The organism is Inquilinus sp. Marseille-Q2685 (assembly GCF_916619195.1).
In the GTDB taxonomy this organism is placed as follows: Bacteria; Pseudomonadota; Alphaproteobacteria; order DSM-16000; family Inquilinaceae; genus Inquilinus.
The window spans coordinates 372,911-387,408 of record NZ_CAKAKL010000003.1 but is presented as its reverse complement, the minus strand read 5'-3'; the positions used below and the strand labels follow the sequence as shown (position 1 = coordinate 387,408).

Below are 14,498 nucleotides of genomic sequence, written 5' to 3'. Positions count from 1 at the left end.
AGGCGTTCAGACAATGACCGGACTCACCGACAGGTTCTCGGCGTGGCTCGCCGAGCTTTGCCAGACACGGCCGAAACGCCCCGCAGACGATCTCGAAGCCCAGCTGGGCCACACCGGCACGGAGCCGATCGAGCTGGACTGGATGTCGCGCACGGACCTCGCCCCGATGAGCGCCGTCGAATGGAGCACCGATGAGGTCGAGCACGGATGCGCGGTCGGCCGTTACCAGGACCGGCCGGTCCTGGCCGGCTCCGTCAACGGCCGGCCCGTCGTCGTCGAGCGATCGCAGGCCGGCGAGATGCGGCTGCTCACCTCGACCTTCGCGCCGGGGGAAACGGTCCTGTCCGGAGGCGACGGCATCTTCATTCCGGACCGGCTCGGGGTGAAGCGCACGGAGTCCGTGGCGGGCGCCACCTTCGAAGTCCATGACGGGACCTATAACGGCCGCATCGTCGAGGTGCTCCGGACGCCCGGCACCGACAGCTTCCAGATCAGGGAGGTCGAGCGCGACGCAAGCGGCGCGGAGACGGTGAGGCCCGGCGCCATCGTTCGGCCCGCCCGGACGAACAGCGCAGAGTTCGTCGACTTGGTGACCAGGCTGCCGGACGCCTCGTCGCCGGAAGCCGCCCCGGTGATGGCCTTCCCCGATGGGGACAAGCCGAACACGATCTCGAAGGCGAAAGCGACGACCGGAAGCCCGATCAAGGAATTTCCGAAAAGCGGCCTCGTGGAGATCGGCAAGGACGAGGATCGCAAATTCTACGTCCCGGTTCTCGTCCGGATGCAGAGGGACGAGGACGCGGCAGGAGGAGCCGGCGTTCAGGACGAACCGCCAAAGATTGTTTACGCCGAGTACCGCCCCTCGGTGCCGGGGATCTGGGGAGAAGGTACGCTCGTCCTGCGACGGGAGCTGGGCTCAGGGGCCAAGGAAGGCCCTGCCGTGAAGTATGACGCCCACAACGGCCGATGGGTGTCGCCCGAAGAATACCGGAAAGCGATGGACCAGTTCGTCGACGCCACCATGAAGGCCGTTGATCAAGGCATCATGATCTGCTTCAGGGACGCGATGGATGGCGCCCTCGCCCTGCAGATGGAGGCCTTCAGGAGCCAGGTCCGGAACCTGGCCCGACAGGCCATCGCCAACGACATCACGGAAGACAAGTTCCAGGAAGGCGTGGCTAAGGTCCTGTCTGAGATCGGCAAGAAGGGCGAAGACACGAAATACAGAAACAGGACGGATTCCCAGATCAATTGGACGCGGGTGTCCCAGGTGGTGTCCCCGCTGATCGCCATCACGATGGGCGCCGTCTCAATGTACCTGATCCAGCAGTACAGAGCCGAAAGGCTCGCGGCTGCTCCGTAGCCGCCCGACGACGTCACCCATCCCTGCAGACCGGCGGAACACACCATGCCCCTGTCGACCATCGAGAGCCTTCTGAAGGACAACCGCTTCGCCGCGGTGACTTCGGCCGCGTTCCAGCTGAACGAGGTCTATCTCAGGCGGCTTAGAGGCACCGAGCGGCTGGGCGAGCCTTTCTTCTTCGAGGTGACGCTCGCCAGCCCCGACCCGATCCAGAACTTCGCCAAGGTTCCCGGCCAGACCCTGACCGCCGGTCTCAAGCTCAAGGGCACGGCGACGCGCTTCTTCCACGGCATCGTCACCAAGTTCCAGTATCTCGGCCTCGACGACACCGAGCGCCTCAATTACGTGGCGGAGGTGCGGCCCTGGCTGTCGCTGCTCGACTACCGTCGCAACAGCCGGATCTTCCAGAACAAGACCAGCCTCGAGATCATCACCACGATCTTCCGGGAGCACAAAGGCACCTTCAAGAACAGGACCACCGGCCGACTACCGCAGCGGCCCTTCTGTGTCCAGTACGACGAGACCGACCTGGCCTTCGTCAGCCGGCTGATGGAGCAGGACGGGATCTATTACTACTTCGAGCATTCGGAGAACCGGCACGACCTGGTGCTGGTCGACAACGCCTCCAGCCACAAGCCCTGCACGCCGCAAGTGGTGGAGACCCACCACAATCTGCGCCCGGCCCGGAACCTGCACCAGGACGACCTGATCTTGCGCTGGGAGGAGGTGGTGTCGATGCAGCCGGACCGGGTCGTCATGCGGGACTACGACCATGAGAAGCCGACGGCGAATCTCGAGGCCGTGGCCCGCGTCCCGTCCGTGAAGGTCGGCGGCATCCCGCCGCGCAAGACCCTGGCGGGCGCCGCCCCCGGGCGTCCCGGCGGCACGCCGGTCGCGCCGGTGACGGCAACCAAGACCTCGACAGCCGCGGGCGGCGCCTCGCCGACGCAGGAGAGCTTCGTCTATCCGGGCCGCTACATCGAAAAGAAGGACGGCGATTTCTACGCTACGATCCGGGCTGAGGAGCTGGCCTGCAACGCCTATCGCGCGCGGGTCGAAAGCACCGCGCGGCAGATCACGACCGGATCGATCTTCACGGCCGCGAACCCCTTCTACTACGGCGACGTCGATTCCCGCCCCAAGCCCACCGAGCGCTTCCTGGCGGTGGGGAACGAATTCACGATCGTCGGCGAGGTCGGGGAGGTCGGCGGCGGGCCGGGGAACGCGGTCGACGCCAGCGACCGCTTCCTCTATCGAAGCATGGTCGAGATCATACCGGCGACCACCCAGTACCGCCCGCCGCGTCGCACGCCGGCGCCGGTGATCCAGGGGCCGCAGACGGCGGTCGTCGTCGGCCCCAGGGCCGAGACGATCACGACCGATAAGCTCGGCCGCATCAAGGTCCAGTTCTTCTGGGATCGCGAAGGCAGGAAGGACGAGAACAGCTCCTGCTGGATCCGGGTCGCGCAGAGCTGGGCCGGCAAGGGCTTCGGCGGCCTGATCATTCCGCGCATCGGTCAGGAGGTCGTGGTCGAGTTCATCCACGGCAACCCCGACTGGCCGCTGGTGACCGGGGTCGTCTACAACGCCACCAACCTGCCGCCCGAGACCCTGCCGGCGGACAAGACGCGGTCGACCTTCCGGACGCACACCGACCGCGGTGCGGTCAACGCCTATAACGAGCTGCGCTTCGAGGACAAGCAGGGGCGGGAGGAGGTCTATCTCAAGGCGCAGAAGGACCACAATGTCGAGGTCGGCGACGTCTATTCCATCGACGTCAGGACGCAATACGTCCTGACTTCATCCCCCACCGCGATGGCGCCGGGGCCGGCCGCCGCGTCGACGCCCGGCAGCAGCCGCATCGAGGTCACCCCCGACAAGATCCGCTTCGTGGTGAACGGAGTGACCGGCCCGCAGATCATCGAGATCAGCGCCACGGGCATCGCCATGATCGGCACCACGATCGGCATGATGGCTAGGCCCGCCCGCGCCGGCGCCATCGTCTCGATGCCGCCCGCGATCCCGGCGCCGCCGACCCCGGCGCTGCTCCAGGCCCTGACCGCGGCGGGGCTGCCGGCGCCGCCCTCCACCGAGTTGCCGACGCCGCCTACGTCGCCGACGCTGGCGCCGGTGTGACCGCGGGCCATGGACACCCGTCGCCGCCTGACCCGCCTCGTAGGCTGCGTTCTGGCCGCGGCCGTGCTGGCGGGCCTGGCGGCGATCCATGTCTCCAACCACCGTCTCGCCGACCGGGCGCGCGCCGCGATCGAGCGTGCACAGGCGGCGACACCGGCGCCCGGGGCGGCTCCGGAGGATCCGGCGGCGGCGCTGCCCGCCCTGGATGCGCTGACTGCCTCGCCCCTGGCGGCCCCTGGCCCCCTGCCCTGGTGGCGGCAACTGAGCCTGAACGCCGCGCCGCTGGAGGATCTCTCCGCCGCGACCGCCGGGCTCGACCGGGAGCTGCTGCGGGACGCGTTCCTGCGCCGGCTGGCACAGCGCATCCTGGCCCGCATCGACCGGCCGGATATCGCCTCCGACCTCGCCTTCGACGGGCTGAAGGCGGCGCTGGCCATCGGCGGCGCCGGCCCGCGGCAGGACGGGTTGATCCGGCTGTGGGCGTCGACCGACTGGTCGCTGACCGCGCCGGACGCGTTGCGCCAGCCGCTGCTCGGGCTCCTCGACCGCGCCCTTGCCACCGAGCCGCGCCTCGCCGCCCCAACCGATATGACCGTCGTGGAGCGGATCCGGGCCCGGCTGCGCAGCGAGCCGTTGTCGGCCAGGGCCTACGCCGCCATCCGCACCTCGGATGCGGCCCAGAACCTGCTGCCTTTCCGCGCCGACCTCGTGCTCGGGGCGGACAGCTGGGCGGTGCGGCGTCGGTCGGGCGCCTCGCTGTCCATGCCGATCCCGGGGCTGCTGACCGCCGACGGTTTCCACCAAGTGGTCGTGCCGGCGCTGACGGACCTGTCCGTCTCTCTCGATTCCGACGACTGGGTGCTCGGCGCGGCGCCGGCGGAGAGCGGCGACCTGACGGCGTCGGTGCTGGCGCTCTATCTCGACGACGTGGCCCGCGCCTGGGATGGGCTGCAGGACGACCTCGAGCTGACTCCCGCCGATGATCCGGACGCCGCGGCACGCATCATCGCCGTGCTGACCCGGTCGCCCAGCCCGCTGCTGCGCCTCGCCGTCGCCGCCCGTCGGGCCACGCGGTTCGATCGCGGCCAGGGCGACGACGCGGCCCTCGCGGCGCTGGCCCGGAAGCTCGGCGGTCTGCGCCTGTGGACCGCCATCGACCGCCGCTATGCTTGGCTCGACGGCGCGGAGCCGCAGGGCGCTCCGTCGTTTGACGCCATCCGCCGCTTCGTCGCGACCGCCGGCAGCATGCCCGCCGATGCGGCGGCGCCGGCGCCGGCCCTCGACTGATGCCGCGGGATCTGATCGAGGCCGCGCCCTCCGGCGCCGTCACCGGCGCGGCTGGTACGGCCTGCCTCTGCCGTCCCGAGATCGGGCTCTGGGCCGTCACTGCGGACGATCCGCGATCCCGCCGCCTGGTCGTTGCTCTCGCCGCGCTCGACGGCGCAATTGACGAACCCCAGCTGGCGCGCATTGCGCGGCGGACGACTGGTGTCTCGGCCGCGATCGCCCTGTTGCGGCCGCCGCATCTGCTGTGCCTCCGTCTGGGCGACGGCGTCGCTCGTCACCTGACCCGATCCGGTCTCGTTCCCCTCGCTGCGGAAGCACCTGTCGGAACGATCCGTGTCCGGCTGGAAGCAGGCGATCGCGTCATCCTCGGCGCGCCTCCCATCGCCGATATCGTCGACGGGGCCGCGCTGCTGCTCGAACGGCTGCCGCCCGACGCCGCCGCCCGGCTGCTGGTGCAGCGCGCCGAGGAGGCCGCCCGGCGCGGCAGCGGTGCGGTGGTGCTGGCATTGTCCGACCGGCTGCCGGTGACGCGGGTCGAGGTCCCTGCCCCAACCCGTCCCCGGCCGCCGTCCCGCCTCCGGCCGTTGGCGGTCAGCGCTGCGGCCGCCCTCGCCTTGTCCTTCACCGCGGCGCTCGGCCTCGCCGTCTTCCGCAATGTCCCCGAGCCGACGCCGCGGCGTGAGATCCCCGCGACATCGCCCGAGGACAGCGGGTCGGCGTCAACCGACGAGTCCGGCGGCGATCTGGCCGCAGCCGACCGCCGCTTCGCCCGGATGGCGCGGCTGGCGACCGCCGTCGCTGCGATCGACCGCACGCTGCAGCCGCTCGACCTGCCGCCGGTCGCGGAGGATCGTATCGCCGCGATCCGCCCCTTCGCTCCGGCGGCGCTCGACGCGCAGGCCCGGACTCTCATCGCCCGCCTGCCGGGCTGGCCCCTTGCCGTGCCGCTGCGCGTGCCCTTGCGGCTGTCCAGCCCTTTCGGCCTGCGGGTCCATCCGGTGACCGGCGTTCCGACCCTGCATGCCGGGCTGGACCTGGTGGCGCCGGCGGGGACCCCGATCTACGCGACCGGGGACGGCCGCGTTCTGCGGGCCGGGCCGGCCGGCGGCTATGGCAACATGGTGGAGATCCAGCACGCAGACGGCCTGGTCACGCGCTATGGCCACATGCAGTCGATCGCGGTGGAGGCGGGGCAGGAGGTGACGGCAGCCACCGTGATCGGCCAGCTCGGCTCGACCGGCGTCTCGACTGGCCCGCACCTGCATTACGAGATCCGGCGCGCGGAAGAGCCGGTCGACCCGATGCCCTTCCTGCAGGCCGGGCAGGCGCTGAAATCGCTGCTGGCGGCCGTCATCCCTAACTGAAAGGGCGGCCTTCGGCCGCCCTCTGTCTTTTCCGGACGATCCGAGACTCAACTCGCCCCGGCCGCGGCGACCGGACCGGCCGGGGTGACGGGCACGGCGACGGGAAGGGCCTGTACCGGTTCGAACACGCCGGTTTCGCCGACATCGGACGGCTTCGCGGCACCTCCCGCCTGCGCCGTTGTCCCGGGAACCGGCTGCCCGTCGCCGATGGTGTTGACCAGACCGGAGACGGAGACGATCAGGCCGCTGAGGTCGTTGATCGTCGACGCCTGCTCGGTCCAGCCAGCGGTCTGGTCGCCTGTGGAGATCCGGGCACGGACCATGCCGCGGCGGACCTGACGTTCCGCCTGCCGCAGCGCCGCGTACTGCGCCGGGGTGCCGTTCCGGCCGAGATTGGCCCTGGCCTCGATCACCAGCTTCTTCAGATAGCTGAGCCGCTGTTCCATCGTGTCCATCGCGCGGTCGAGCGTGACGCGCGATGATTGCGCCTTGCGGGCGATGACTTCGATCGGCAGCGCCGTGCCGGCGACCGGCGTCACGGGCAACGCACCGGCGGCCGCAGCCTCGGCCCCCTTGCCGTATTGGGAGAACGGCTTCGGATCCGGCAGCCTATCGGCGCAGGCGGCGCAGAGCAGACCCAGACCGAGCACGATCGTCGGCGGCTTGAACGGAGACATGGGCAGCGCCTTCTCGAAAGTGGGTCGCGGAAGTCCGGCATCCTTGCCCCGGCATGGCCGCGACGGAGCATGCGGAATTGACATGATCGTATCCAGGCCGAACGGCCGGTGAATTCTGGCCCGCCCCCAGTTCGCGACGCATATTTCCCGAGAACAGCCCCGGATCTGGAGGCAATAATGCCAATCGCAAAATGCGCCTTTGCGGTTCTTTTCTGCCTGTTATTGACAATATCAGCATCGATCGCACAGCAGGCCGCATCCGCGCCGGTTTCAGCGACGGCGCCGGACCCGACGGCCCGGCCATATTATCTGGCCGCCACCCTCACGGGCGCGTTCCGGACCGACCCTCTACCGATCGGCGTCCTGGCGGGCGGGCGTAGCTCGGTCGTCGGCCTGGCCAATGACTGCGTCGGCAACGTCACGCCGGAACGTCCCGATGCGACCATCGATCTCGAGGATGTCCGCGGCCCCGTGAATTTCTACGTGGCGGCCGGCACGGACACGGCCCTGGTGATCCACACGCCCGCAGGGCAGTGGCTGTGCACCGACGACAGCGAGGCGGGCGGCGTCAATCCTGCGATGACGCTGACCGCTCCCGGAAACGGCCGCTACGCCATCTGGGTCGCGTCGGTCGAGGCGCCCGACCGGCCGGTGCCGGCCGTGCTGGTGGTCAGCGAGTTCCCTCCGGTCTGGTAGCCGAGGCCATGACCGCCGATCCGATCCGTGACGCCGCGGTGCCGTCGGGCGACGAGACGCGCTTCCTCGCCCCGGCCGCGCCGGCCGAAGCCGGCTCGGCATTGGCTCCAGGCACGGTGGTTCTGCACACCTATCGGATCATCCGGCTGATAGGCCGCGGCGGCATGGGTGAGATCTATCAAGCCGAGCACCGCGACCAGCGGACCCTGCACGCGATCAAGATCATCCGGCCCGACCTGGTCGGCGACGAGTCGATCGTCAACCTGTTCCTGCGCGAAGCCGAGGCTCTGCGCAAGATCCGGCACGCGGCGATCGTCAGCTATGACGGCCTGTTCCGCGATGCCAGCGGCCGGCTGCATCTGGTGATGGAGTATGTCGACGGCCCTTCTCTGCGTGACCGGCTGCGCGACGGGCCGCTGGCGCCGGACGAGATCGCGCGGCTACGCGACCGCCTGGCCGCCGGGTTGGCCGAGGCGCATGACAAGGGCATCTACCATCGCGATTTGTCCCCCGACAACGTGATCCTGGAGCACGGCCGGCTGGAGCAGGCGAAGCTGATCGATTTCGGCATCGCACGCTTTGCCGATCCCAGCATGCGGACCCTGGTCGGCAGTCGTTTCGCCGGGAAGCTCTCCTGGGCGTCGCCGGAGCAGATCGGCCTGTTCGGCGCACAGGTCGACGGCCGGTCCGACATCTACAGCCTGGGTCTCATCCTTGCCGCCGCCGCACGCGGCCGGCCGCTGGAGATGGGCAAGACCATGACGGCCACGGTCGAGGCCCGGAAAGCGACCCCCGATCTCGACGGCGTGCCGCCCGGCCTCGTCACCCAGATCACCCGCATGCTCGCCCCGGATCCACGCGACCGGCCGCAGACGATGCGGAGCCTGGTCGACGAGCCGGCGCTCGATCGGTCCCGCTGGACCGTGCTCCTCCGGTCGTGGCCGGCCCTGGGCGCAGCCCTGTCGCTGATGCTGGCAGCCGTCGGAAGCGCATGGTGGTGGTCCGCCCCACCACCGGCGGTGCCCGCGCCGGCAGCGCTGATGTCGGCAGCACCGACCCCGCCGGCCGCGGTGCAGGCGCTCGACCGCCGGCAGTTGCCGCGGATCCTGGCGCTGGCACCCGCAGAGATCTTCGCCGCCGGCCAGCGCTTCCTGACCGAGCAGCGCGACGCCGACACGGCACTGGTGCTGTGGGAGGAGGCGTCGCGGCGTGGCAACGGTGACGCCGCCTTCGGCATCGCCCAATTTTACGATCCGAAGGCCCGGAGCACCGGCCCGAACCCGTTCAGCGCCCCCAATCCGACCAAGGCGCGGGAGTTCTACGCCTTGGCCCTGCAACGCGGCATCGGCATCGCCCGCGCCCGGCTGCAGGCCCTCGACAACGCGGATTCGACGCGATGACGACACCCGCCTTCCGGCTCCGCCTCGCCGCCCTGCTGGGCTTGGCCTGGCTGGCCGCCTTCTCCGTCGCCGCCCCGGCGATCGCCCAGGATCCGGCGCCACCTGCCGCTGGCGCCCGCAAGCCGCTGCTGATGGCCGGCGCGACGAGCCTGTGGCAGCGCATCCTGACCCGCCCGGGCGCGCGGCCATCCCAGGCACCCGGCGGACCGCCTGCCGAGGCCGAGATCCCACCCCTGACCATGCTGTTCGTCTATGCCCGCGCGGCGGGCGACGGCGGCAACTGGCTCGAGGTCGGCCCCACCATAGGCGGCCAGACGCTGGGCTGGCTTCCCGAGGCGGAGGCGATCGACTGGAAGCAGACCCTGGTGGTGAACTTCACCAACCCGGTCAACCGCGACCGCGCCCTGTTCTTCAAGGACTCCGCGCCGCTGCTGTCGATCATGGAGGCCCCGGATGCGGAGGCCCGGACCGCGGCACTGCGCCAGGCGGCGATCACCGGAACCCTGCCGCCGGACAGCCCAATCGCGGCGATCGAGCCGTCGACCTGGGTCGACCCGGCCAAGAACTTCTATCTGCTGCCGATCCTGAACTGGACCGACGGCTATTTCGCCAAGGGTTTTCCCGGCCTGGCCCTGCAGGTGGCGGCGACCTCGCTGCAGGAGGCCGCGGATCCGCCGCCACAGGCGGCCGACCCCGGCAGCGCGGCGCAGGTGATGGCCGGTTACCGCGCCGGCGTCGTCTTCGTGGTCGACACCACCGTCTCGATGGATCCCTACTTGGCGCGGACGCGCGAGACCATCCGAACCCTGATCGAGAAGCTGCATGCCGAAGAGGGCGACAGGCTGAGCCTCGGCCTGGTCGGATTCCGCGACGTGCTCGATGACGGCCGCCCGGACGAGTACATCGCCAAGGTCTTCGCCGCCCTGTCCGACGGACTCGACCCGAAGGAATTCCTCGACCGCTTCGATCAAGCCACGGTCTCGCATGTCGACAACCGCGACTTCCGTGAGGATTCCTTCGCCGGGGTGAAGGCCGCGTTGGACGACATCGACTGGGCCGGCGTGGCCGGGCGGCTGATCGTCCTGATCACTGATGCCAGCCCGCGCCGGGCGAACGACCCGTATTCCTCCACCCATCTCGATCCCGACCAGTTGCGGCTGCTGGCCCAGTCGAAGGGCGCCGCGGTGCTGGTCATCCACTTGAAGACCGCGGCCGGGAAGGACGACCACGCCGCCGCCGAGGAGGCCTATCAGCCGCTGTCCGACTATCCCAATGTCGGCAGCCTCTACTTCCCGATCGAGGGCGGCGACCTGCGCACCTTCGGGTCGGTGATCGACCGGATCGCCGGGGTCATGCTCGGCCAGATGCAGGCGGCAGCGAAGGGCCAGGTGGCGCCGGCGACGGATGCGCCGGCCGACGCCAAGTCCGACGATCCAAGCCGGACGGCCCTCGCCCGCACCGGCTTGGTCGGGCGCGCCATGCAGCTCGCCTATCTCGGCCGGAAGGAAGGTGGTCGCGTTCCCCGCCTGTTCTCGTCCTGGATCTCGGACCGCGATATCGCCAACCCGGCCCGCAAGGCGCTGGACGTGCGCGTCCTGATCACCAAGAACCAGCTCTCCGATCTCCAGACGACCCTCAACGCCATCATCGATGCCGGCGAGGCGACGCGGGTGGCGCCGAACGATTTCTTCCGCCAGCTGCGCAGCGCCGCTGCGACCATGGCCCGGCGGCCGGAGGGCGTCGGGCAGGAGGAGGCCCGGCACCTGGCCGATCTCGGCCTGATCGGCGAATACCTCCAAGGCCTGCCCTATCGCAGCCGGATCATGGAGCTGACCGAGGACGACTGGCTGTCCTGGAGCTTCGGCCAGCAGCGCCAGTTCCTGGACGACCTGCAGGCCAAGGCGACCCTGTACCAGCAGATCTACGACAACACCGATTTGTGGATCGCGCTCGACGGCCAGCGGACCGGCGGCGATGCGGTCTATCCGATGCCCCTCGATGCACTGCCATGATGGGTCCCGCCCCCGTCTACACGCTGCGCAACGTGGTGCTGCGGCGCGGCACCCGCAAAGCCGGGTTCGAGCTGCATGTCAGCAGCCTCGTGGTGCCACGCGGCGAGATCCTGTTCCTCAACGGCCAGTCGGGCTCCGGCAAATCGACGCTGCTGGACCTGCTGGCCGGGACATTGGCGCCGGACCGGGCGGAGACCTTCGAGCTGACGGCGCTCGGCCGTCCGCCCTTGGATCTAGCGGAGCTGTGGCGCCGACGGCGGCAGGACGCGTTCGCCGCCGTCCGGGCGGGCAGCATCGGCTATGTGCTGCAGACCGGCGGCCTGCTGCCTTATCTCTCGGTGGTCGAGAACATCGCCCTGACCGCCCGCCTCGCCGGGCGCCACGATCCCGGCCATGTGCGCGAGCTGGCGGAGCGGCTGGGCCTCGACCGGCTGCTCGGCCTCAGGCCGGACCGGCTGTCGGTCGGCGAGCGGCAGCGCGTCGCCATCGCCCGCGCCCTGGCCCATCGTCCTGACGTCCTGCTGGCCGACGAGCCCACGGCCTCGCTCGACCCGCCGACGGCCGACCGGGTCTTCGCCCTGCTGGTCGAAACGGTCGAACGCTTCCGCACCACCGCCGTGATCGCCTCGCATGACTGGTCGCGCACGCAGGCGACGGGGCGGCGGAGCATCGGCCATGCCCTGCGCCGCGAAGACGACGTCGTGCGCGCCTATTTCTGGACCTGAGCCGATGACCGTACGCATCGCCATGGCGGCGCGCCTCGCCACCCGGGATTTCGGCCATGACTGGCGCATCGCGGTGTGCCAGGTGCTCGGCCTCGCGGCCGTCCTCGCCCCTCTCCTCGTCCTGTTCGGGCTGCGCTTCGGCCTGATCGACACCCTGGCCCAGCGCCTGATCGAGGATCCCCGCAACCGCGAGATCATCCCCGCCGGCAGCGGCCGCTTCGACGGCGCCTTCTTCACGACGCTGGCCGCCAGGCCGGACATCGCCTTCGTCACGCCGTCGACCCGCGCGATCGCCGCCGGCGTGACCCGGCTGCGCAGCGAGGCGGGCGGCCGCACCCTGTCCGGCACGCCGCTGCTGCCGACCGGGCCGGGCGACCCGATGCTCGGCGCGGCGGAACCCCCGGCCGGTGCCGCGGTGGTGCTGACGCGGCGGCTGGCGGACTCCCTGGGCGTCGCAGAGGGCGGCCGTCTGGTCGCCGAGATCACCCGCCAGCGCGACGGCGTGCTGGAGGCGCAGCGCATCGCGCTCACCGTCTCCGGCATCACCGACCAGCCGGTGTCGCCGGGCGAAGCGATCCTGGCGCCGCTCGACCTGCTCGTCGCCACCGAGGACTGGCGGGACGGCTTCGCCGTCGACGACCGCGGCTGGCCCGGGGCGCCACGGCCGCAGGCCGAGCGCAGCTTCGCCCGCTTCCGACTCTATGCCCGCTCGATCTACGACGTGGCCGGGCTGGAGGAGGCGTTCCGGCGCCAGGATATCTCGGTCCGCACGGCCGCGGCCGACATCGCCCAGATGCAATCGCTCGACCGCAATCTCGGCATCGCCTTCTGGCTGATCGCCGGCTGCGGCGGATTCGGCTACCTGGTCTCGCTGGCGGCCGGGCTGCGCAGCCATGTCGAGCGGAAGCGGCGCGACCTCGCCCTGCTGCGGCTGATCGGTCTGCCGACCCGCGCCCTGGTCGCCTTCCCGGTCACCCAGGCGGTCCTGATCGCCCTGTTCGGCCTCCTCCTCGGCGGCGCGGTCTTCCAGGGGGCGGCCACCGTGCTCAACACTGTGTTCGCCACCGGGCTGCTGCCCGGCGAGCGCATCTGCCGGCTGCTGCCCGTCCATCTCGCCGTGGCCGCGGCGGCGACGATGGCGGCCGCGCTGCTGTCGGCCAGCTGGGGCGGTTTGCTGGCGGCCAGGATCGAAGTCTCCAGGGAGCTGCGCGATGGCTGAATACCGACCATCGTCCCTCAGGGGCCTGCTGATCGGCGTGGCGCTGCTGGCCGCGGCGCACCCGGCCGTTGCCGATGACGTCTCCTGGCCGGTGGAGGCTTACAACCCCGCCCCGGCGGAGGGCGACGTGGCGCTGCCGATGCCCTGCGGCGGCGCCATGGTCTTCCGCCGCGTCGCCCTGCCCTCGACCGGGGTGCTGGACGACGTCCGGGTGCAGTTCGGCGATGCCCAGCCCGAGCTCGGCTTCTTCAGCGACCGGCGGTTCGACGTGATCGCCGGCGCCTTCGGCGACCCCGCCGTACCCGGCACCCGCTATTTCCTGATCGGCAAATACGAGGTCACGCGCGCGCAATGGGCCGCGCTGTCCGGCGATGCCTGCCCGGATCCCGGGATGCGGCAGCGTGTGCCGCAGACCGAGATCTCCTGGTTCGACGTGGTCGGCTTCGCCAACCGCTACTCGCAATGGCTGCTGGCCCATGCCCGCGACGCGCTGCCGGCGGAATCGGGCACGCCCGGCTTCCTGCGCCTGCCGACCGAAGACGAATGGGAATATGCGGCCCGCGGCGGCATGGCCGTGTCCTCCGAGAATTTTCTGGCGCCACGATTCCCGATGCCGGAGGGCGCCGCTGCCTATGTCTGGTACCAGGGCAGCGGCTCAGCCGAAGGCCGGATGCACCCGATCGGGCTGCTCAAGCCCAACCCGCTCGGCCTCCACGACATCCTGGGCAACGCCTCGGAGATGATGCTCGAATCCTTCCGGCTGAACCGGCGCGGCCGGCTGCACGGCCAGGCCGGCGGCTTCATCGCACGCGGCGGCGACTACAACACGCCGCTCAGCCAGATCCGGTCCGGCATGCGGGTCGAGATGCCCTACTACACGGCCGGCGCCGCCACGGCCACGGCCAGCCGGCAGCTGGGATTCCGCCTGGTGGTGGCGGCTCCGGTGGTGACCTCGCCCGAGAAGCTGACCGAGATCGAGAAGGCCTGGGAGGCGATGCCGTCCTCCGGCGAGGCGCCGTCCACCGCACGCCGTGAGGACGCCGCGCTCGGCACCCTCGACCGTCTCGCCGACCAGGCGGGCGACGAGACGGTCCGCATCCAGCTGCGCGACGCCGGCCGGTCGATCCGTGAGGCGCTGGTCGACCGCAACGATGCGCGCGACCGCACCGTCCGGCTGCTGATCAATGTCGGCGCCCTGCTGGGCAACAAGCTGCGCATCGACCACCAGCGGCTGCTGGCGGTGCAGAGGGCGATCGACGGCGTGGCCCGGCCGGCGCTGCGGCAATTGCAGGCGCGGCGCCAGGACACCCAGATCCGCAAGGCCATCGCCGACGCCACCGCGCGGATCGGAGAGATGGAGGACCAGCGGGACGGGCTTGAGGACACCGTCAAGACCTCCCGCGAGACCTATCTCGACACCGTTCTCAGCACCAGCAGCGACTATTCGGACGAGGTGATCGCCGCCCAGCTGCCGGCGCTGAAGGCCGAGTTGCACGCCCGCGGCTCCGACGCGCTGTTGCCCTATGTCGACCTCTTCGTCCGGCACATGCGGCGGATGCGCGACGACGGCGCCGCCGACCCGCAGAGCCTGATCGACGACCTGACCCGGTAAGGCGACG

The 14,498-nt window shown here is 70.6% G+C and carries 11 protein-coding genes; 10 read left to right on the top strand and 1 reads right to left on the bottom strand.

Annotated elements, in window-relative coordinates:
* Positions 1 to 13 precede the first annotated feature (13 nt).
* Genes LG391_RS19620 through LG391_RS19605 form a run of 4 tightly spaced genes read left to right on the top strand, consistent with a single transcriptional unit; the run spans position 14 to position 6,150 of the window.
* Positions 14 to 1,363 carry a hypothetical protein gene (locus tag LG391_RS19620; RefSeq protein ID WP_225769724.1) on the top strand — a complete coding sequence of 450 codons (1,350 nt, stop codon included), beginning with the start codon at positions 14 to 16 and terminating at the stop codon, positions 1,361 to 1,363.
* Positions 1,364 to 1,408: 45 nt separating this feature from the next.
* Complete coding sequence (locus LG391_RS19615; protein ID WP_225769723.1) at positions 1,409 to 3,499, top strand: type VI secretion system Vgr family protein; 2,091 nt, start codon at positions 1,409 to 1,411, stop codon at positions 3,497 to 3,499.
* Between the two features lie 9 nt (positions 3,500 to 3,508).
* On the top strand, positions 3,509 to 4,786 hold the full coding sequence (locus LG391_RS19610; protein WP_225769722.1) for an ImcF-related family protein: 1,278 nt from the start codon (positions 3,509 to 3,511) through the stop codon (positions 4,784 to 4,786).
* On the top strand, positions 4,786 to 6,150 hold the full coding sequence (locus LG391_RS19605; RefSeq protein ID WP_225769721.1) for a M23 family metallopeptidase: 1,365 nt from the start codon (positions 4,786 to 4,788) through the stop codon (positions 6,148 to 6,150). Before LG391_RS19610 ends, LG391_RS19605 begins: the two co-directional genes overlap by 1 nt.
* A 47-nt stretch (positions 6,151 to 6,197) precedes the next feature.
* On the opposite strand, the gene LG391_RS19600 is transcribed toward LG391_RS19605, so the two are convergent.
* Positions 6,198 to 6,911 carry a hypothetical protein gene (locus tag LG391_RS19600; protein ID WP_225769720.1) on the bottom strand — a complete coding sequence of 238 codons (714 nt, stop codon included), beginning with the start codon at positions 6,909 to 6,911 and terminating at the stop codon, positions 6,198 to 6,200.
* A 93-nt stretch (positions 6,912 to 7,004) separates the two neighbouring features.
* On the opposite strand from LG391_RS19600, the gene LG391_RS19595 reads away from it, so the two are divergent.
* From LG391_RS19595 to LG391_RS19570, 6 genes are read left to right on the top strand one after another with little or no spacing between them, the layout of a single operon-like run.
* Positions 7,005 to 7,523: a peptidase S1 gene (locus LG391_RS19595; protein ID WP_225769719.1), complete on the top strand. Its 519-nt coding sequence runs from the start codon at positions 7,005 to 7,007 to the stop codon at positions 7,521 to 7,523.
* Between the two features lie 8 nt (positions 7,524 to 7,531).
* Positions 7,532 to 8,923, top strand: a complete 1,392-nt coding sequence (locus LG391_RS19590) for a serine/threonine-protein kinase (protein ID WP_225769718.1) — start codon at positions 7,532 to 7,534, stop codon at positions 8,921 to 8,923.
* Positions 8,920 to 10,935, top strand: a complete 2,016-nt coding sequence (locus tag LG391_RS19585; protein WP_225769717.1) for a vWA domain-containing protein — start codon at positions 8,920 to 8,922, stop codon at positions 10,933 to 10,935. Before LG391_RS19590 ends, LG391_RS19585 begins: the two co-directional genes overlap by 4 nt.
* Entirely contained in the window at positions 10,932 to 11,660 is a 729-nt protein-coding gene (locus tag LG391_RS19580) for an ABC transporter ATP-binding protein (protein WP_225769716.1), read from the top strand. Before LG391_RS19585 ends, LG391_RS19580 begins: the two co-directional genes overlap by 4 nt.
* A gap of 4 nt (positions 11,661 to 11,664) precedes the next feature.
* Entirely contained in the window at positions 11,665 to 12,879 is a 1,215-nt protein-coding gene (locus LG391_RS19575; protein WP_225769715.1) for an FtsX-like permease family protein, read from the top strand.
* Positions 12,872 to 14,491, top strand: a complete 1,620-nt coding sequence (locus LG391_RS19570; RefSeq protein WP_225769714.1) for an SUMF1/EgtB/PvdO family nonheme iron enzyme — start codon at positions 12,872 to 12,874, stop codon at positions 14,489 to 14,491. The genes LG391_RS19575 and LG391_RS19570 overlap by 8 nt, the downstream gene beginning before the upstream one ends.
* The last annotated feature ends 7 nt before the right edge of the window (positions 14,492 to 14,498 follow it).